At 64.8% G+C, this 20,174-nt stretch carries 16 protein-coding genes and 2 tRNA genes; all 18 read left to right on the top strand.

What is annotated here, in order from left to right:
- The first annotated feature begins 10 nt into the window (after positions 1 to 10).
- The 18 genes from AC5P5X_RS02610 to rbfA all read left to right on the top strand — a co-directional run bounded on the left by AC5P5X_RS02610 (position 11) and on the right by rbfA (position 20,084).
- Entirely contained in the window at positions 11 to 760 is a 750-nt protein-coding gene (locus AC5P5X_RS02610; RefSeq protein ID WP_005410462.1) for an NADH-quinone oxidoreductase subunit C, read from the top strand.
- Complete coding sequence (locus AC5P5X_RS02615) at positions 757 to 2,064, top strand: NADH-quinone oxidoreductase subunit D (protein ID WP_014037950.1); 1,308 nt, start codon at positions 757 to 759, stop codon at positions 2,062 to 2,064. The genes AC5P5X_RS02610 and AC5P5X_RS02615 overlap by 4 nt, the downstream gene beginning before the upstream one ends.
- 97 nt (positions 2,065 to 2,161) lie before the next feature.
- Positions 2,162 to 2,689 (top strand): NADH-quinone oxidoreductase subunit NuoE, encoded by a 528-nt coding sequence (gene nuoE, locus AC5P5X_RS02620; RefSeq protein ID WP_005410460.1) that lies wholly within the window; start codon positions 2,162 to 2,164, stop codon positions 2,687 to 2,689.
- 4 nt (positions 2,690 to 2,693) lie between these two features.
- The gene (nuoF, locus tag AC5P5X_RS02625) at positions 2,694 to 4,034 is read left to right on the top strand and encodes an NADH-quinone oxidoreductase subunit NuoF (RefSeq protein WP_010486436.1); all 1,341 of its coding nucleotides are present in this window, start codon (positions 2,694 to 2,696) and stop codon (positions 4,032 to 4,034) included.
- Entirely contained in the window at positions 4,031 to 6,265 is a 2,235-nt protein-coding gene (gene nuoG / locus AC5P5X_RS02630) for an NADH-quinone oxidoreductase subunit NuoG (RefSeq protein ID WP_111189297.1), read from the top strand. The genes nuoF and nuoG overlap by 4 nt, the downstream gene beginning before the upstream one ends.
- Positions 6,262 to 7,356, top strand: coding sequence for an NADH-quinone oxidoreductase subunit NuoH (gene nuoH / locus AC5P5X_RS02635; protein WP_005410457.1), 1,095 nt, complete (start codon positions 6,262 to 6,264; stop codon positions 7,354 to 7,356). The genes nuoG and nuoH overlap by 4 nt, the downstream gene beginning before the upstream one ends.
- A gap of 4 nt (positions 7,357 to 7,360) precedes the next feature.
- A complete protein-coding gene (nuoI, locus tag AC5P5X_RS02640; RefSeq protein ID WP_005410456.1) occupies positions 7,361 to 7,849 on the top strand; it encodes an NADH-quinone oxidoreductase subunit NuoI in 489 nt (162 codons plus the stop codon).
- A 9-nt stretch (positions 7,850 to 7,858) separates the two neighbouring features.
- Positions 7,859 to 8,515, top strand: a complete 657-nt coding sequence (locus AC5P5X_RS02645; RefSeq protein WP_010486441.1) for an NADH-quinone oxidoreductase subunit J — start codon at positions 7,859 to 7,861, stop codon at positions 8,513 to 8,515.
- Complete coding sequence (gene nuoK, locus AC5P5X_RS02650; RefSeq protein WP_005410454.1) at positions 8,512 to 8,817, top strand: NADH-quinone oxidoreductase subunit NuoK; 306 nt, start codon at positions 8,512 to 8,514, stop codon at positions 8,815 to 8,817. The genes AC5P5X_RS02645 and nuoK overlap by 4 nt, the downstream gene beginning before the upstream one ends.
- Positions 8,818 to 8,824: 7 nt before the next feature.
- The gene (nuoL, locus tag AC5P5X_RS02655) at positions 8,825 to 10,984 is read left to right on the top strand and encodes an NADH-quinone oxidoreductase subunit L (protein ID WP_049397769.1); all 2,160 of its coding nucleotides are present in this window, start codon (positions 8,825 to 8,827) and stop codon (positions 10,982 to 10,984) included.
- 23 nt (positions 10,985 to 11,007) lie between these two features.
- On the top strand, positions 11,008 to 12,516 hold the full coding sequence (locus AC5P5X_RS02660) for an NADH-quinone oxidoreductase subunit M (RefSeq protein WP_005410452.1): 1,509 nt from the start codon (positions 11,008 to 11,010) through the stop codon (positions 12,514 to 12,516).
- 15 nt (positions 12,517 to 12,531) lie between these two features.
- Positions 12,532 to 13,992 (top strand): NADH-quinone oxidoreductase subunit NuoN, encoded by a 1,461-nt coding sequence (gene nuoN, locus AC5P5X_RS02665; RefSeq protein ID WP_049397768.1) that lies wholly within the window; start codon positions 12,532 to 12,534, stop codon positions 13,990 to 13,992.
- A 129-nt stretch (positions 13,993 to 14,121) separates the two neighbouring features.
- Positions 14,122 to 14,198: transfer RNA gene (locus tag AC5P5X_RS02670), tRNA-Met, on the top strand.
- An 82-nt stretch (positions 14,199 to 14,280) separates the two neighbouring features.
- Positions 14,281 to 14,357: transfer RNA gene (locus AC5P5X_RS02675), tRNA-Met, on the top strand.
- Positions 14,358 to 14,723: 366 nt separating this feature from the next.
- Complete coding sequence (gene rimP, locus AC5P5X_RS02680) at positions 14,724 to 15,314, top strand: ribosome maturation factor RimP (protein WP_005410450.1); 591 nt, start codon at positions 14,724 to 14,726, stop codon at positions 15,312 to 15,314.
- Between the two features lie 4 nt (positions 15,315 to 15,318).
- Positions 15,319 to 16,830 (top strand): transcription termination factor NusA, encoded by a 1,512-nt coding sequence (gene nusA / locus AC5P5X_RS02685; RefSeq protein ID WP_005410449.1) that lies wholly within the window; start codon positions 15,319 to 15,321, stop codon positions 16,828 to 16,830.
- A 92-nt stretch (positions 16,831 to 16,922) separates the two neighbouring features.
- A complete protein-coding gene (gene infB, locus AC5P5X_RS02690; RefSeq protein WP_012480878.1) occupies positions 16,923 to 19,568 on the top strand; it encodes a translation initiation factor IF-2 in 2,646 nt (881 codons plus the stop codon).
- Between the two features lie 132 nt (positions 19,569 to 19,700).
- Positions 19,701 to 20,084: a 30S ribosome-binding factor RbfA gene (gene rbfA, locus AC5P5X_RS02695; RefSeq protein ID WP_005410447.1), complete on the top strand. Its 384-nt coding sequence runs from the start codon at positions 19,701 to 19,703 to the stop codon at positions 20,082 to 20,084.
- The last annotated feature ends 90 nt before the right edge of the window (positions 20,085 to 20,174 follow it).

Raw genomic sequence — 20,174 nt, forward strand, 5'->3', positions numbered from 1 at the left:
CCAAGCCCCCATGGCAGAGCAAGCATCCTTCATCGACCGACTCTCCGCACGTTTCGCTGGTGCGAAGGTCATCGTGGTCGAACCCCGCGGCGAAGTGACGCTGGAAGTGCCTGCCGCCGAGTGGCACGCCACCGCCCTGGCGCTGCGTGACGAGTTTGGTTTCGAGCAGGCCGTGGATCTCTGCGGCGTCGATTACCTGGGTTATGGCTCCGACGAATGGGACACCGCCGACGTGTCCTCGCAGGGCTTCAGCCGTGGCGTCGAAGGCAAGGCCCAGGGCCGTTTCGCGTGGGGTGAGTTCCCCACCGAGGAAAACGGTGCCGACGGTGCCCGCCCGCAGCACATGCCGACCCAGCGTTTCGCCGTGGTCGCCCAGCTGCGCTCGTACCAGCACAACCTGATGATGCACCTGCGCTGCTTCGCCCCTGACGAAGCACTGCCGGTGGTGTCCTCGCTGACCGGCATCTGGCCGGGCCTGAACTGGTTCGAGCGCGAAGCGTTCGACCTGTACGGCGTGATCTTCGAAGGCCACCCGGACCTGCGCCGGATCCTGACCGACTACGGTTTCGTCGGCCATCCGTTCCGCAAGGACTTCCCGCTGATCGGCAATGTCGAAGTCCGCTACGACGAAGAAAAGAAGCGCGTGATCTACGAACCGGTCACCTCGGTGGAGCCGCGTGTCGGCGTGCCGCGCGTGATCCGCGACGACGCCCGTCTGCAGACCGCAGAAGGTGAGCGCGCGCAGGAGGCAGTGAAGTGAGCCACGTACACCAGGCCGGCGAAGCATTCGCCAGCAACGCCGCCGAAAGCCGGCAGGAAATCCGCAACTACACCATGAACTTCGGCCCGCAGCATCCGGCCGCTCACGGTGTGCTGCGCCTGATCCTGGAAATGGACGGTGAAACCATCATGCGCGCCGACCCGCACGTGGGTCTGCTGCACCGTGGTACCGAAAAGCTGGCCGAGTCCAAGCCGTTCAACCAGTCGATCGGCTACATGGATCGACTGGATTACGTGTCGATGATGTGCAACGAGCACGCCTACGTGCGCGCGATCGAGACCCTGATGGGCATCGAGGCGCCGGAGCGTGCGCAGTACATCCGCACCATGTACGACGAGATCACCCGCATCCTCAACCACCTGATGTGGCTGGGCTCCAACGCGCTCGACCTGGGTGCGATGGCGGTGATGCTGTACGCCTTCCGCGAGCGCGAAGAGCTGATGGACTGCTATGAAGCAGTCTCCGGCGCACGCATGCACGCGGCGTACTACCGTCCGGGCGGTGTCTACCGCGACCTGCCGGACCACATGCCGAAGTACAAGGAGTCGCGCTGGCACAAGGGCAAGGCGCTGAAGCAGCTCAATGCTTCGCGCGAGGGCTCGCTGCTGGACTTCCTGGAGAACTTCACCGTCGAGTTCCCCAAGCGCATCGACGAATACGAAACCCTGCTGACCGACAACCGTATCTGGAAGCAGCGTACCGTCGGCATCGGCGTGGTGACGCCGGAACTGGCGCACCAGTGGGGCATGACCGGCGTGATGCTGCGTGGCTCGGGCGTCGCCTGGGACCTGCGCAAGAAGCGCCCGTACGCCAAGTACGATGCCGTCGATTTCGACATCCCGCTGGGCAAGGAAGGCGACTGCTACGACCGCTACCTGGTCCGCGTTGCCGAAATGCGCGAGTCCAACCGCATCATCAAGCAGTGCGTGGCGTGGCTGAAGGCCAACCCGGGCCCGGTGATGGTGAAGAACTTCAAGGTCGCTCCGCCCAAGCGCGAGGACATGAAGGACGACATGGAAGCGCTGATCCACCACTTCAAGCTGTTCAGCGAAGGCTACTGCGTGCCGGCCGGCGAGACCTACTCGGCGGTGGAAGCCCCGAAGGGCGAATTCGGCTGCTACCTGGTCTCCGATGGCGCCAACAAGCCGTTCCGCGTGCACCTGCGTGCGCCGGGCTTCGCCCACCTGTCCTCGATCGATTCGATCGTGCGCGGCCACATGCTGGCCGACGTGGTGGCGATGATCGGTACCTACGACCTGGTGTTCGGCGAGGTTGACCGGTAATGCCGTCCGCCACGCCAACGCCCGCTGCAGGCAGCCGGCGCAAGCCGGCGCCGCAGTTTCTGGAATTTCACGTTATGCATTTCGCTGAGGTCGGCCGATGAAGGCGACAGGTAATTTCGAGGCGGCGCGCGACGTCGACCCGATGGTGGTGCTGAGCGACAAGACCCGCGCTCACATCGATCACTGGCTGTCCAAGTTCCCGCCGGACCGCAAGCGCTCTGCCGTGCTGCAGGGCCTGCATGCGGCCCAGGAGCAGAACCAGGGCTGGCTGACCGACGAGCTGATCGCCGGCGTGGCCAAGTACCTGGACCTGCCGCCGGTGTGGGCCTACGAGGTCGCCAGCTTCTACTCGATGTTCGAGACCGAGAAGGTCGGCCGCAACAACGTGGCCATCTGCACCAACATCAGCTGCTGGCTCAATGGTGCCGAGGACATCGTGCGCCATTGCGAGAAGAAGCTGGGCATCAAGCACGGTGAATCGACCCCGGACGGCCGCGTCTACCTCAAGCGCGAGGAAGAGTGCCTGGCCGGTTGCGGTGGCGCGCCGATGATGGTCATCAACGGTCACTACCATGAGCGTCTGACCCTGGAAAAGGTCGACGAGCTGCTGGACGGGCTGGAGTAAGGGCATGGCACATCACCACGAATCCAAGGGTCCAGTCGGCCCCGCGCCGCTGCCGCACCAGGTGGTCTACACCACCCTGCATTACGACACCCCGTGGTCGTACGAAAGCTACCTGAAGACCGGTGGCTACGCCGCCCTGCGCAAGATCCTCGAAGAGAAGATCCCGCCGGAGCAGGTCATCGAGATGGTCAAGGCCTCGGGCCTGCGCGGCCGCGGTGGCGCAGGCTTCCCGACCGGCCTGAAGTGGTCCTTCATGCCCAAGGGCAACATGCAGAAGTACATCCTCTGCAACTCGGACGAATCCGAGCCGGGCACCTGCAAGGACCGCGACATCCTGCGCTACAACCCGCATTCGGTGGTGGAAGGCATGGCGATCGCCTGCTACGCCACCGGTTCGACCGTGGGTTACAACTACCTGCGCGGTGAGTTCCACCACGAGCCGTTCGAGCACTTCGAGCAGGCCCTGGCCGACGCCTATGCGAACGGCTGGCTGGGCAAGAACATCCTCGGCAGCGGCGTGGACATCGACATCTACGGGGCGCTGGGCGCCGGCGCGTACATCTGCGGCGAAGAAACCGCGCTGATGGAATCGCTGGAGGGCAAGAAGGGCCAGCCGCGCTACAAGCCGCCGTTCCCGGCCAATTTCGGCCTGTATGGCAAGCCGTCGACGATCAACAACACCGAAACCTATGGTTCGGTGCCGGCGATCATCCGCAACGGTCCGGAGTGGTTCAAGGGCCTGAGCCTGACCGCCAACGGCGGTCCGAAGTGCTTCTCGGTGTCCGGCTGCGTGCAGAATGGCGGCAACTTCGAAGTGCCGCTCGGCACCAAATTCCACGACCTGCTGGAAATGGCCGGTGGCCTGCGTCCGGGCCGCACGCTGAAGGGCGCGATCCCGGGCGGCGTGTCGATGCCGGTGCTGACCGCGGCCGAGCTGAAGGACCTGCCGATGGACTACGACACCATCCGTGCGCTGGGCTCCGGCCTGGGTTCGGGTGCGATCGTGGTGCTCGACGACAGCGTCTGCTGCGTCAAGTTCGCCTGCCGCATCAGCCAGTTCTTCCACAAGGAATCCTGCGGCCAGTGCACCCCGTGCCGTGAAGGCACCGGCTGGATGCACCGCGTGCTGGAGCGCATCGTCGCCGGCAAGGCCACGATGGAAGACCTGCACCAGCTGAAGGCGGTGGCCGGCCAGATCGAAGGCCACACCATCTGTGCGTTCGGTGAAGCGGCTGCATGGCCCATCCAGGGCTTCCTGCGCCAGTTCTGGGACGAATTCGAGTACTACATCGTCAACGGTCATTCGATGGTTGACGGCAAGAAGGTGGAGGCAGCCGCCGCATGAGCGCGCAACCCGTAAACCCGAACGTGCCACCGGATCACGTGACCATCGAAATCGATGGCAAGTCGCTGGTCGTGCCCAAGGGTTCGATGATCATCCAGGCGGCCGACAAGGCCGGCATTGCGATTCCGCGCTTCTGCTACCACGAGAAGCTGCCGATCGCCGCCAACTGCCGCATGTGCCTGGTGGACGTGGAAAAGTCGCCGAAGCCGGCGCCGGCCTGCGCCACTCCGGTGATGGATGGCATGAAGGTTGCCACCCGCAGCGAGAAGGCACTGAAGTTCCAGCGCTCGGTGATGGAGTTCCTGCTCATCAACCACCCCCTCGACTGCCCGATCTGCGATCAGGGCGGCGAGTGCGAGCTGCAGGACGTGTCGCTGGGCTATGGCCGTTCGGTCAGCCGCTTCAACGAGCGCAAGCGCGTGGTGCCGGACGAGGACATGGGTCCGCTGGTCGCCACCGAGATGACCCGCTGCATCCAGTGCACCCGCTGCGTCCGCTTCACCGCTGACGTTGCCGGTACCTACGAGCTGGGTGGCATGTACCGCGGTGAGAACCTGCAGATCGGCACCTTCGACGGCAAGCCGCTGACCACCGAGCTGTCCGGCAACGTCGTCGACGTCTGCCCGGTCGGCGCGCTGACCAACAAGGTGTTCCAGTTCCGCGCCCGCCCGTGGGAACTGACCGCGCGCGAGTCGCTGGGTTACCACGACGCGATGGGTTCGAACCTGTTCCTGCACGTGCGTCGCGGCGAAGTGCTGCGCACCGTGCCGCGCGACAACGAAGCGGTGAACGAGTGCTGGCTGTCCGACCGTGACCGCTACTCGCACCAAGGCCTGTACAGCGAAGACCGTGCGGTCAAGCCGCTGCGCAAGCTCAATGGCGAGTGGAAGGAAGTGAGCTGGGCCGAAGGCCTGGCTGCGGCCGCCGAGATCCTCAAGGCCAACCAGGGCGACAACCTGGGCGTGCTGGTGCACCCGTCCACCTCGAACGAGGAGGGCGCGCTGCTGGCCCGCCTGGCCAAGGGCCTGGGCTCGAGCAACATCGACCACCGCATCAACAACCGCGATTTCTCCGACGCCGCAACCGCCGAAGTGTTCGGCCTGCCGCTGGCCGAGATCGAAGGCGCCGACCGCATCGTCGTTCTGGGCAGCAACATCCGCCACGAACTGCCGCTGCTGCACGCCCGCCTGCGCAAGGCGCAGACCACCAAGGGCGCGAAGATCCACGTCGTCAATCCGGTGGACTTCGACTTCGCCTTCAGCATTGCCGGCAAGCAGATCGTTGCACCGTCGAAGTTCGTCGACGCGCTGGCCAACGCCGAGCTGCGTTCGGCCGTGCAGGGCGGCAACAACACCGTGCTGATCGTTGGTGGCATCGCCGAGAACCACCCGCAGGCTGCCGCCATCCGCGCCGCCGCGCGTGACTTCGCCGCCGCCACCGGTGCCAAGCTGTGCCGCATCCCGCAGGGCGCCAACGCCGTGGGCCTGACCCGCGCTGGCGTGCTGCCGGCCGGCAAGGACGTCGCCGCGATGCTGGCGCAGCCGCGCCAGGCCTACGTGGTGTACGGCCTGGAGCCGGGCCTGGATTTCGCCGATGCACCTGCCGCGCGCAAGGCGCTGGCCGGTGCCCAGGTGGTGGCCTTCAGCCAGTTCGCCTGTGCCTCGACCCGCGACGTCGCCGACGTGATCCTGCCGATCGGTGCGCTGCCGGAAATCGACGCCACCCTGACCAACCTCGATGGTCGCGAGCAGTCGGCCCGTGCCGGCGGCAAGCTGCTGGGCGAGGCCCGTGAAGGCTGGCGCGTGCTGCGCGCACTGGGCGGCGACATGGCGCTGGCCGGTTTCGACTTCACCGACCTGGCCGGCCTGCGTGCCAGCCTGGCCCCGGTGTCGGTCGCCGTTGCCGCTTCGGCGCAGCCGGTGGTTGCCGGCGAAGGCCTGGAAGTGGCTTCGACCGCCGCGATCTACCGCACCGATGCGGTGGTCCGTCGCGCCCCGGCACTGCAGTCGCATCCGCTCAACAACGCCCCGCGCATCGTGCTGAACGCTGAAGATGCCGCACGCCTGCAGCTGCAGGAAGGGCAGATGGCCAAGGTCGGCACCGATGCCGGCAAGGCCACCCTGCCGGTGGTGGTCGACGCCCGCGTCGCTGCGGGTTCGGTCTGGATTGAATCGGGCCACGGCGCGACCGCGCCGCTGGGTGCCGCTCGCGTAACGGTGGTGGCTGCATGAACGAATTGCTGTTGAACGCGGTCGACCCGCTGCACCAGTGGCTGCTGGGCCTCGGTGACATCGGCGCGCTGATCTGGATCATCCTGAAGATCCTGGTGATCACCGTTCCGGTGATCATCTCGGTGGCCTTCTACGTGGTCTGGGAACGCAAGCTGATCGGCTGGATGCACGTCCGCCACGGCCCGATGTACGTGGGCATGGGCATCTTCCAGGCCTTCGCCGACGTCTTCAAGCTGCTGTTCAAGGAAGTGGTCCAGCCGAGCAGCGCCAACAAGGCGATCTACCTGCTGGCACCGCTGATCACCCTGGCCCCGGCCTTCGCGGCCTGGTCGGTGGTCCCCTTCGATTCGCAGATCGTGCTGTCCAATGCCAACGCCGGCCTGCTGTACCTGCTGGCGATGACCTCGCTGGGCATCTACGGCATCATCCTGGCCGGTTGGGCGTCCAACTCGAAGTACGCGTTCCTGGGTGCCATGCGCGCCTCGGCGCAGATGATCAGCTACGAAATCGCCATGGGCTTCGCCCTGGTCGGCGTGATGATCGCCGCTGGCAGCCTGAACCTGAGCAATATCGTGATGGCGCAGGCCGGCAGCTCCGGCTTCTTCGACTGGTTCCTGCTGCCGCTGTTCCCGCTGTTCGTCATCTACTGGGTGTCGGGCGTGGCTGAAACCAACCGCGCGCCGTTCGACGTGGTGGAAGGCGAATCGGAAATCGTCGCCGGCCACATGGTCGAATACTCCGGCGGTGCCTTCGCGCTGTTCTTCCTGGCCGAATACGCGAACATGATCCTGATCAGCTTCCTGATCTCGATCTTCTTCCTCGGCGGCTGGCTGAGCCCGGTCCAGGGCTGGGTCAACTTCGGCGATGTCTCGCCGCTGGTCGACTGGATCTGGAAGGGCGGCGCACCGTGGCTGTTCGTCAAGGTGTTCTTCTTCGCCAGTGCCTACATCTGGTTCCGTGCCAGCTTCCCGCGCTTCCGCTACGACCAGATCATGCGCCTGGGCTGGAAGGTCTTCATCCCGCTGGCCATTCTGTGGATCGCGGTTACCGCCGTCATGGTGTTCTTCGGCGTGATTCAAAAGGGCGTCTAAAGTGATGAACAGGATTACCCATTACTTCAAGAGCCTGCTGCTGCTCGAACTGCTGGCGGGCCTCTGGCTGACGCTGAAGTACAGCTTCAAGCCGAAGTACACGATGATGTACCCGATGGAGAAGTTCCCGCAGTCGCCGCGCTTCCGTGGCCTGCACGCGCTGCGCCGTTACCCCAACGGCGAAGAGCGCTGCATTGCCTGCAAGCTGTGCGAAGCGGTGTGCCCGGCCCTGGCCATCACCATCGACTCGGCCAAGCGCGAGGACGGCACCCGCCGCACCACCCGCTACGACATCGACCTGTTCAAGTGCATCTTCTGCGGCTTCTGCGAAGAAAGCTGCCCGGTGGACTCGATCGTCGAAACCCACATCCTCGAGTACCACTTCGAGAACCGTGGCGAAAACATCGTTACCAAGCCGCAGCTGCTGGCCCTTGGCGATCGTCTCGAAAACGAGATCGCCGAGCGTCGTGCCGCCGATGCCGCTTACCGCTGAGGTCGAGAGATGGATTGGGTAAATATCGCTTTCTGGGTGTTCGCCATCGCGGCAACGGTTTCGGCCGGTGCGGTGATCAGCGTGCGCAACCCGGTGCATGCAGTGCTGTGCCTGGTGCTGACCTTCTTCTCCATTGCCTGCGTGTGGCTGCTGGTGGGCGCCGAGTTCCTCGGCGTGGCGCTGGTGTTGGTCTACGTCGGCGCGGTGATGGTGCTGTTCCTGTTCGTGGTGATGATGCTGGACATCGATCCCACCAAGATGCGTGAGGGCTGGGTGCGCTACCTGCCGGTCGGCCTGATCGTGGCAGTGGCGATGCTGGTGCAGATGCTGATCCTGATCGGCGTGAAGGGCAGGGCGGTCACTCCGTTCCCGGCCGACAACGCCGCTGCGGTCGCTGCCGACAGCTCCAACGTCACCTGGCTGGCGCGCACGCTGTTCACCGAATACCTGCTGCCGTTCGAGTTCGCCGCCGTCATCCTGACCGTGGCCGTGGTCGCCGCCGTGATGCTGACCCTGCGTCGCCGTACCGGCGTGAAGAGCCAGAACCCGGGTGAGCAGACCATGGTCAAGGCCGGCCAGCGCCTGCGTATGGTCAAGATGGGCGCCGAAGCACCGGTCGTGCACAGCAACAGCAAGCCGGCCACCGGCGAGGAGACCCAGCCGTGATTACCCTTGGCCACATGCTTGCGCTTGGCGCGGTGCTGTTCGCCATCAGCCTGGCCGGCATCTTCCTCAACCGGAAGAACGTCATCGTCCTGCTGATGTCGATCGAGCTGATGCTGCTGTCGGTGAACATCAACTTCGTCGGCTTCTCGCGTCAGCTGGGCGATCCGTCCGGCCAGCTGTTCGTGTTCTTCATCCTGACCGTCGCCGCCGCGGAAGCCGCCATCGGCCTGGCGATCCTGGTGACCCTGTTCCGTACCCGCCGCACGATCAATGTCGGCGAAGTCGATTCGTTGAAGGGCTGATCCACAGATGGAAATCACTCTCTCCAAGAGTCTGTTGATCGCAGTGGTGCTTGCACCGCTGTTCGGCAGCATCATCGCCGGCCTGTTCGGTCGCCAGGTCAAGCGCTTCGGCGCGCAGACCATCACCATCCTCGGCGTCGCGGTAGCCTGCGGCCTGTCGATGTACACGTTCTACCAGCTGATGTGGGGCGGCGCGCAGCCGTTCAACCAGAACATCTACACGTTCTTCGAAGTCGGCCAGTATTCGGCGCACGTCGGCTTCATGGTCGACAAGCTGACCGCGATGATGATGGTGGTGGTGACCTTCGTGTCGCTGCTGGTCCACATCTACACGATCGGCTACATGCAGGACGACCCGGGTTACCAGCGGTTCTTCAGCTACATCTCGCTGTTCACCTTCTCGATGCTCACCCTGGTGATGAGCAACAACTTCCTGCAGCTGTTCTTCGGCTGGGAAGCGGTGGGCCTGGTGTCGTACCTGCTGATCGGCTTCTGGTTCAAGCGCCCGACCGCGATCTTCGCCAACATGAAGGCGTTCCTGGTCAACCGCGTCGGTGACTTCGGCTTCCTGCTGGGTATCGCCGGCGTGCTGTGGGTGTTCGGCACCCTGGACTACTCGCAGGTGTTCTCGCAGGCCGGCATGCTGGCTGACCCGCGCGCCCAGCTGCAGATCTGGGACGGCACGATCCTGGGCATGCAGCTGCTGAACGAGCCGGTGATCTGGTCGATCGCCACCGTCATCTGCATCTGCCTGTTCATCGGCGCCATGGGCAAGTCGGCCCAGGTCCCGCTGCACGTGTGGCTGCCGGACTCGATGGAAGGCCCGACCCCGATCTCGGCACTGATCCACGCCGCGACGATGGTGACCGCCGGTATCTTCATGGTCACCCGCATGTCGCCGCTGTTCGAGCTGTCGCAGACGGCGCTGAACTTCGTGCTGTTCATCGGTGCCACCACCGCGTTCTTCACCGGCCTGATCGGCATCGTGCAGAACGACATCAAGCGCGTCGTCGCGTACTCCACGCTGTCGCAGCTGGGCTACATGACCGTCGCCCTGGGCGTGTCGGCCTACTCGGCCGCCGTGTTCCACCTGATGACCCACGCCTTCTTCAAGGCCCTGCTGTTCCTGGGCGCCGGCTCGGTCATCATCGCGATGCACCACGAGCAGGACATGCGCAAGATGGGCGGCCTGCGCAAGTACATGCCGATCACCTTCATCACCATGTGGATCGGTACGCTGGCCCTGGTTGGTACGCCGTTCTTCTCCGGCTTCTACTCGAAGGACACCATCATCGAGGCGGCCGAGATCCACGCCCACATGCAGAACAGCTGGGTGGCCACCTATGGCTACTGGGCGGTGCTGGGTGGCGTGCTGGTGACCAGCTTCTACAGCTTCCGCCTGCTGTTCATGACCTTCCACGGCAAGGAGCGTTTCCGCGACGCGCACGACGATCATGGCCACGGCCATGACGATCACCACGCCGGCGATGCCCACCATGGCGATGCCCATGACGACCACGGCCATGGCCACGGTCCGCATGAGCCGCATGAAACCCCGTGGGTGGTGACCCTGCCGCTGATCCTGCTGGCCATCCCGTCGATCGCCATCGGTTTCTTCAGCATCGGTCCGATGCTGCACGGCACCGACTGGGCCGGCCACCATGCGCACGAGGCGATCAAGGGCCAGGCACAGACGTTCTTCACCGGCATCGTCGACTTCTACGATCCGGCCAAGAACACCGTCGCGTTCCTGGGTGAAGAGTTCCATGGCCCGGTCGCGTTCGCGCTGCACGGCATGATGCTGCCGCCGTTCTGGCTGACCTTGGCGGGCTTCCTGCTGGCTGCGCTGTTCTACCTGTGGAAGCCGGACCTCTCGGGCAAGGCACGCAAGACCTTCGCCCCGATCGTTTCGGTGCTGGAAAACAAGTACGGCTTCGACAAGCTGTGGATCGATGGCTTTGCCGGTGGCAGCGTCAAGATGGGCAAGGTCTCGCGCTGGATCGACAGCAACATCGTCGACGGTGTGGTCAATCTCTCGGCACGTGTTGTGGACGTTGCAGCCGGCGTGCTGCGTCGTACCCAATCCGGTTTCCTCTATCACTACGCCTTCGCGATGATCATCGGCCTGATTGCCCTGCTGGGCGTGCTGATGCATTACCTGCGTTGATGACCTGTACGGAATAAGAAGACGTGTCGAACTGGCCTCTACTCAGTGTCCTCATCTGGCTGCCGATCATCGGTGGCGCCCTGATCCTTGCGATCCGTGATGCACAGACTGCCCGCTGGGCGTCGCTGGGCGTCGCGGTGCTCACCTTCGTTGCAAGCCTCTCGCTGCTGAGCGGCTACAACGCGGGCATCGACGGCCTGCAGTTCGTCGAGACCCATGCCTGGATCCCGGCGTACAAGATCGGCTACAACCTGGGCGTGGACGGCATTGCCGTGGCGCTGATCCTGCTGACCACCCTGGTCAGCGTGCTTGCCCTGATCGGCGCCTGGAGCGCCATCGACAAGCGCGTCAACCAGTACGTGGCGGCCTTCCTGATCCTGGAAGGCGTCACCGTCGGCATCTTCGCCGCGACGGACGCGATGCTGTTCTACGTGTTCTTCGAAGCCATGCTGATCCCGATGTTCCTGATCATCGGTGTCTGGGGTGGCCCGCGCCGCATCTACGCAGCACTGAAGTTCTTCCTGTACACCTTCCTCGGCTCGGTGCTGATGCTGGTGGCGCTGATCTACCTGTACATGAAGGGCGGCAGCTTCCAGCTGGCCGACCTGTACGCGCTGCCGCTGTCGGCCAAAGAACAGACCTGGATCTTCTTCGCCTTCCTGATCGCCTTCGCGGTCAAGGTGCCGATGTTCCCGGTCCACACCTGGCTGCCGGACGCCCACGTGGAAGCGCCGACCGCCGGTTCGGTGATCCTGGCCGCCATCGCCCTGAAGATCGGTGGCTACGGCTTCCTGCGCTTCAACCTGCCGATCGTCCCGGACGCGTCGCAGGAATGGGCCTGGCTGGTGATCGCGCTGTCGCTGATCGCGGTGATCTACGTCGGCCTGGTCGCCCTGGTGCAGGACGACATGAAGAAGCTGATCGCCTATTCGTCGATCGCGCACATGGGCTTCGTCACCCTGGGCACCTTCATCGCCCTGTGGCTGGTGCGTGAAGCCGGCAACGCCGATGCTGCCCGCCTGGGCCTGCAGGGCGCCATGGTGCAGATGATCTCGCACGGCTTCGTGTCCGGTGCGATGTTCTCCTGTGTCGGCGTGCTGTACGACCGCATGCACAGCCGCCGCATCGCCGATTACGGCGGCGTGGTCAATGTGATGCCGTGGTTCGCCACCTTCGCCATGCTGTTCTTCATGGCCAATGCGGGCCTGCCGGGCACCAGCGGTTTCGTCGGCGAGTTCATGGTCATCCTGTCGGCCTTCCAGCGTAATCCGTGGATCGCACTGGGCGCGGCCACCACCCTGATCATCGGCGCCGCCTACACCCTGTGGCTATACAAGCGCATCTTCTTCGGCGAAGTGGCCAATAGCCACGTGGCCGAACTGAAGGACATCAACGGCCGCGAATGGCTGGTGCTGGGCGTGTTCGCCATCGGCGTGCTGGCCCTGGGCATCTACCCCAAGCCGCTGACCGACCTGATGGAGCCCTCGATCGCGAAGCTGGCGATGCAGATCGCATCCAGCAAGCTGCTGTAATTCCAGGATTTGATGATGACCACCTCGCCGCTGCTGCCATTGACCGCCGCTGACCTGCCACCGCTCGCTCCCGAGCTGGTGCTGATCGGCAGCGCCTTCGCCCTGATGATCCTCGACCTGTTCGTCAGCAACCGGAACAAGATCTTCACCCACCTGTTCTCGCTCGCTGCGCTGGCCGTGGTGCTGTTCATGCTGGCCACCGGCGTGGGCGGGCAGGGCGAGGTCTTCCATGGCATGTTCGTGCGCGATACCGCCGCGGACGTGATGAAGACCGGGATCGTGCTGCTCAGCGGCCTGACCCTGGTCTACGGCTGGCGCTACCTGCGTGACCGCAACCTGTTCCAGGGCGAGATCCCGGTGCTGATCCTGTTCGGCACCGCCGGCATGATGATTCTGGTCTCGGCCGGCAGCCTGCTGATGGTCTACCTGGGCCTGGAACTGCTGGCGCTGTGCTCCTACGCACTGGTTGCCAGCAACCGTGAGAACGGTCTGGCCTCGGAAGCGGCGATGAAGTACATCGTGCTGGGTTCGCTGGCCTCGGGCCTGCTGCTGTACGGCATGTCGCTGATCTACGGCTCCACCGGCAGCCTGCACCTGGACGTCATCCGTGACGCCATCCCGCACTCGGAAGAGCGCGTGCTGCTGATCACCGGTGCGGTGTTCATGATCGCCGGCGTCGCCTTCAAGCTGGGTGCCGCACCGTTCCACATGTGGCTGCCGGACGTGTACCAGGGTGCCCCGGCACCGATCGCGCTGTTCATCAGCTCGGCGCCGAAGCTGGCCGCCTTCGGCATGGCCTACCGCCTGCTGGAAATGGGCGTGGGTCCGCTGTCGACTGAACTGCAGCTGCTGATCGCCGGCCTGGCCGCGGTCTCGCTGGTCATCGGCAACCTGATGGCCATCGCGCAGAGCAACCTCAAGCGCATGCTGGCGTTCTCCACCGTCTCGCACATCGGCTTCCTGCTGATGGGCATCGCCGGTGGTGGCGCGCAGGGCTATGCCGCCGCGCTGTTCTACGCACTGGCCTACGCCATCATGTCCACCGCCGCCTTCGGCGCGATCATCGCGCTGTCGCGTGCCGGTTTCGAAGCCGAGAACATCGAGGACTTCAAGGGCCTCAATGCCCGCAACCCGTGGATGGCCGGCCTGGTGCTGTGCATCATGGCGTCGCTGGCCGGCATTCCGCCGTTCCTGGGCTTCTGGACCAAGCTGGCGGTGCTGGGCGCGGCCGTCAACGGGGGCCTGCTGTGGCTGGCCATCCTCGGCGTGCTGTGTGCAGTGGTCGGCTGCTTCTACTACCTGCGCGTCATCAAGGTCATGTACTTCGATGAGCCGGTGGGCGAGGCCATGCCGCGCAGCAACGACCGCGTGCTGGGCCTGGTGCTGGGCGTGAACGCGCTGGCGCTGCTGGCGCTGGGCCTGGCCTGGAACCCGATCATGGTCTGGTGCCAGCAGGCATTTGCGCATCTTGCATAAAAGTTGACACAAAGCTGCGCGATTCGTGTAATATGCGCAGCCTGAGTTGTCACTGCAGCGGTTCAGCCAGAACATCGTTGCGGTAGCCCTCCTCGAAAGAGAGTAGGGCAACAGTTCAAACACTTCCGGTGCGGGGTGGAGCAGTCTGGCAGCTCGTCGGGCTCATAACCCGAAGGTCGCAGGTTCAAATCCTGCCCCCGCTACCAGCTTCAGATCGGCGCCAACCGGTTTGATGAATGAGGGAAAGCTTGCATTTTTTGGAGCCAACGCTCATAATTCCGCTTCTGATGCGGGGTGGAGCAGTCTGGCAGCTCGTCGGGCTCATAACCCGAAGGTCGCAGGTTCAAATCCTGCCCCCGCTACCAAGTAAAGAGATCGCCTTCGAAGTCCTGCTTCGAAGGCGTTTTTCTTTGGGTGGCTGCGTCGTTTCTGCGTGATCGGGGTCAGATCCCTTTTCCGCGGGAAAGGGATCTGACCCCAGGTCCGCACCTTGCACCAGCGCGGTGCAGCCGCTATCATCAGCGGCCTAGCAGTACCCCTGAAGGCGGCCTCCCGGCGGGAGTCCGGACCCGGAAGGAGGGCCGCAACCGGCAGGCACTGCAGGTTGCAACCGGAATCCAGTCACCGGAGTCTTTCCGGAAAAGGGGCCCAGCGGGCCCTTTGTCGTTTCCGGGGCGTCATGTTTTCACGCCGGCCAAAGCCGGCACCCAACCAAGAGATCAAGGCAGGCTGTGAGCGACAAGGCAACCGACATCGCGAATCTGCTCGCCCCGACCGTTGTGTCGCTGGGCCTGGAGCTGCTGGGCGTTGAGTATCTGCCGGCCCCCGGCGGTGCGACCCTGCGCCTTTACATCGACGTGCCGCTGGCTGAACAGCCCGAGCGCATCATCAATGTCGACGACTGCGAGCGGGTCAGCCGCGAAGTGTCGGCGCAGCTGGACGTCGAAGACCCGATCAGCGGCAATTACACGCTGGAAGTGTCCTCGCCGGGCGTGGATCGCCCGCTGTTCAACCTGGAGCAGTTCGCTCGCCACCAGGGTGAATCGGCCAAGGTCACGCTGAAGCTGCCGCAGGACAACCGTCGTCGCCTGCAGGGCCGTATCGAGGCAACCGACGAGGCCGCAGGCACCATCACCTTCATCGTCGACAAGACCGAAGTGGTGGTGTCGGCCGACAACATCGACAAGGCACGGATCATGCCCGACTGGGTGGCGCTGGGGCTGGCCCCGAGCAAGCCGACCGGTCCGGCGCCGAAGCGTCCGAAGCCGAACACGAATTCTTCTTCCAACGAGCCGGCGGCAAAGAAGCCGCGCGCGGAGTGAGCCAATGAGCAAGGAACTGTTGCTGGTAGTCGACGCGGTCGCCAACGAGAAGGGCGTGCCGCGTGAAGTGATCTTCGATGCCATCGAGGCCGCCCTGGCCTCGGCAGCGAAGAAGCGCTATCCCGACGAGGAAGTGCTGACCCGCGTGGTCATCGACCACAAGGATGGCAGCTACGAAACCTTCCGCCGCTGGGAAGTGGTGGCCGACGACGTGGTCATGGAATCGCCGGACCGCCAGATCCGCCTGATGGACGCCGTCGACGAAGCCGAAGGCGTGGACGTCGGCGACTACATCGAAGAGCAGATCGAGAACCCGGACTTCGGCCGCATCGCCGCCCAGGCCGCCAAGCAGGTCATCGTCCAGCGCGTGCGCGAAGCCGAGCGCCAGCAGGTCGTGGATGCGTGGAAGGATCGCGTCGGCGAACTGATCACCGGTGTGGTCAAGCGCGCCGAGCGCGGCAACATCTATGTCGACCTCGGTGGCAATGCCGAAGGCTTCATTCCGAAGGACAAGGGCATTCCGCGCGACGTGCTGCGCGCCGGTGACCGCGTGCGCGGCTACCTGGCCGAAGTCCGTTCGGAACCCCGTGGCCCGCAGCTGTTCATCAGCCGCGCCGCCCCGGAATTCATGATCGAGCTGTTCAAGCTGGAAGTGCCGGAAGTCGGCCAGGGCCTGGTGGAAATCAAGGCCTGCGCCCGTGATCCGGGCGACCGCGCCAAGATCGCCGTGCTCGCCCACGACCAGCGCACCGATCCGATCGGTGCCTGCATCGGCATGCGCGGTTCGCGCGTGCAGGCCGTGTCCAACGAGCTCAATGGCGAGCGCGTGGACATCGTGCTGTGGAACGACAACCCGGCCAACTTCGTCATCAACGCGATGGCGCCGGCCGAAGTGCAGTCGATCATCGTCGATGAAGACAAGCACTCGATGGACCTGGCCGTTGCCGAAGACCGCCTGGCCCAGGCGATCGGCAAGGGCGGCCAGAACGTGCGCCTGGCCAGCCGCCTGACCGGCTGGCAGCTCAACGTGATGACCCAGGACCAGGTCACCGCCAAGTCGGAGGCCGAGCAGGCTTCGGCCCGCCAGCTGTTCATGGACAAGCTGGAAGTGGACGAGGAAATCGCCGGCATCCTGGTCAGCGAAGGCTTCGGCACCGTCGAGGAAATCGCGTATGTCCCGGTCGGCGAACTGCTGGCCGTGGAAGGTTTCGACGAAGACATCGTCGAAGAGCTGCGCGCTCGTGCCCGCGATGCGCTGCTCAATGAGGCCCTGGCAGTCGAAGAAGGCCTTGAAGACGGCCAGCCGGCGCAGGACCTGCTGTCCCTGAAGGGCATGGACGAAGCCACCGCATATGCGCTGGCCGGCCACGGCGTGCGTACCAGCGAGGACCTGTCCGACCTGGCCGCCGACGAGGTCATGGACTTCGGCATCGAAGGACTGGATCAGGCGCGCGCCGCTGCGCTGATCCTGGCCGCCCGTGCCGAAGAGATCGCCCGACTGGAACGCGGCGAATGAGCCGGCAATGAACAGGGCCCTGAGCCGCTCAGGGCGTAGAATCCGCGCCGCCTCCAGATGCGGGGGGGCGCCCACAAGATCATAGGATCCGAATGTCGCAGCAAACCACCATCCGCAAGCTTGCCGAACTGGTCAACACGCCGGTCGAAAAACTGCTGGAACAGCTGGCCGGTGCCGGCATGAAGTTCAGCGGTCCCGACCAGGTCGTGACCAGCTCCGAGAAGGTGAAGCTCCTGGGCTTCCTTCGTCGTTCGCACGGCAAGCCCGAGCAGGCCCCGGAAGAGAGCGATCAGTCTGCAAAGAAGATCACGCTCAACCGCCGGAAGCAGCAGGAAGTGACGGTCAATTCCGGTCGCAGCAAGACGACCGTGAATGTCGAGGTGCGCCAGAAGCGCACCTACGTCAAGGATGGTGCGCGCGCCATGACGCCGGACGAAGAGCGCGCCGACATCCTGCGCAAGCTGGAAGAGTCGCGCGCCCGCAACCTCGCCGAACAGCAGGCCCTGGCCGAGAAGGATCGTCTGCGCGACGAAGCCATCGTCCGTGCCCGTGAGGAAGAGATTGCGGCCAAGGAACGCGCAGAGGCCGAGAAGAAGGCTGCCGAGGAAGCTGCGGCCGCCGCCAAGGCTGCCGAGGCACTGGCGGCCGCCAAGCCCAAGCGCGCTCCGATCGATGAAACCGCGCCGCGTCCGCCGCGCACGCCGGCCGCCGCTCCGGCTGCGCCGCGCAGTGCGCCGCCGCCGCCGCGCAACGACGACCGCAACAACCGCAGCGCGCCGCGCAACGAGCGTGGCCCGGGCGACCGTTTCGCCGGCCAGATGCACCTGTCGGCTGCCGACCGTGCGCGTCGTGGCAACAGCAACAACAGCAACACCCGTGGTCGGCCGGGCGGCCGTAACCAGGCCGGTGGCCGTCGCGACATGTCGCGCGGTGGCAACAATGCCGGCCCGCACGCCTTCGAGCGTCCGACCGCGCCGGTGGTGCGTGAAGTGGCGATCGGCGACACGATCACCGTGGCCGACCTGGCGCAGAAGCTCGCGCTGAAGGGCGGCGAGGTGGTCAAGGCGCTGTTCAAGATGGGCGTGATGGCCACCATCACCCAGTCCATCGACCACGACACCGCCGCGCTGGTGACCGAAGAGCTCGGCCACAAGGCGATCCGTGCCAACGACAACGACGCCGAAGACGCACTGCTGGCCTCGACCGGTGAAAACCAGGGCGAAGCCACCCAGCGCCCGCCGGTGGTCACCATCATGGGCCACGTCGATCACGGCAAGACCTCGCTGCTGGATTACATCCGCCGCACCAAGGTCGCCACCGGCGAAGCCGGCGGCATCACCCAGCACATCGGTGCCTACCACGTGGATACGCCGAAGGGCGTGATCAGCTTCCTGGATACCCCGGGCCATGCTGCCTTCACCTCGATGCGTGCCCGCGGCGCCAAGCTGACCGATATCGTGGTGCTGGTCGTGGCCGCCGATGACGGCGTCATGCCGCAGACCAAGGAAGCGATCCAGCACGCCCGTTCGGCGGGTGTGCCGCTGATCGTGGCGATCAACAAGATCGACAAGTCCGACGCCGACCCGATGCGGGTCAAGAACGAACTGCTGTCCGAGCAGGTCGTGGCCGAAGATTTCGGTGGTGATACCCAGATGGTGGAGATCTCGGCCAAGACCGGCCTGGGCATCGACGATCTGCTGGACGCCATCTCGATCCAGGCCGAACTGCTGGAACTGAAGGCCGTCGACGAAGGCCGCGCCTCGGGCGTGGTGATCGAATCGTCGCTGGACAAGGGCCGCGGCCCGGTCGCTACCGTGCTGGTGCAGCAGGGCCGCCTGAAGAAGGGCGACTACCTGGTGTGCGGCATCCAGTACGGCCGCGTGCGTGCGCTGTTCGACGAAACCGGCAAGCAGCCGGAATTCGCCGGCCCGTCCATCCCGGTGCAGGTCCTGGGTCTGTCCGGCGTGCCGGAAGCCGGTGACGACTTCGTGGTCGTTGAGGACGAGCGCCTGGCCAAGGACGTTGCCCAGCAGCGTGAGACCAAGCGCCGTGAATCGCGCCTGGTCGCCACCGCCGGCAGCCGCATGGAAGACATCATGGCGACCCTGGGCAAGGGCGAGGGCCAGCAGGTCCTCAACCTGGTCATCAAGGCCGACGTGCAGGGTTCGGTGCAGGCCCTCAGCCAGGCGCTGGTGGCGCTGTCCAACGAAGACATCCGCATCAACGTGATCCACTCCGGCGTGGGCGGCATCACCGAATCGGACGCCAACTCGGCGGCCGCTTCGAAGGCCACCGTCATCGGCTTCAACGTGCGTGCGGATGCTTCGGCCCGTCGCATCATCGAATCCAACGGCGTGGACCTGCGCTACTTCTCGATCATCTATGACGTGATCGATCAGGTGAAGCAGGTGGCCTCCGGTCTGCTGGGCGTGGAGATCCGCGAAGAGATCATCGGTATCGCCGAGGTCCGCGACGTGTTCCGCAGCTCCAAGCTGGGCGCCGTTGCCGGCTCGATGGTCATCGAGGGCGTGGTCAGGCGCAACAAGCCGATCCGCGTGCTGCGCGACAGCGTGGTGATCTTCGAGGGCGAGCTGGAATCGCTGCGTCGCTTCAAGGAGAACGTCGAGGAAGTCCGCAACGGTACCGAGTGCGGTATCGCGGTGAAGGCCTACAACGACGTCAAGCCGGGTGACCAGATCGAGTGCTTCGAGCGTATCGAAGTGCCGCGCACCCTGTAATGCTGCAAGGTGGCCCGACCAACGGTCGGGCCCCACCATGGACCTGTAGCGCCCGACGGTTGGTCGGGCGACAATCGAATCAAAGGTAGCGCCCGACCGTTGGTCGGGCGACAACTGAACGAAGAGCTCCTCGTGCCCAAGACTTTCCATCGAACCGACCGTGTCTCCGCCCAGCTGCGCCGTGAACTCGGCACCCTGGTGCACAACGCCGTGCGCGAGCATGGGTTGCCCTCGGTGAGCGTGTCCGACGTGGAAATCACCCGCGACATGGCCCATGCCAAGGTGTTCGTCACCGCGCTGATGCCGGAACGTTCGGCCGAAGCCGTGGCCGGCCTGAAGGAGCTGGGCTACCGCCTGCGCATGGACCTGGCACGCGCGATGAAGCTGCGCCACGTGCCGGAGCTGCATTTCCACTACGACGACTCGGTCGACCGTGGTGAGCACATCGACAACATCCTGCGCGACCTGCCCGATACGCTGGCCGCGGAGAAGCGTCGCGAGAGCGACGAAGAATAACCGCGTGGCGCCGGGCATGCCCGGCGTTGTTGCATTCCGGCTGCGCGATGTCTGATGCAGACCGCGCTGCGGCAGTCGAGCATGGCTCGA

The sequence above is a fragment of the Stenotrophomonas sp. YJH_SMC_91 genome (genome assembly GCF_059368495.1).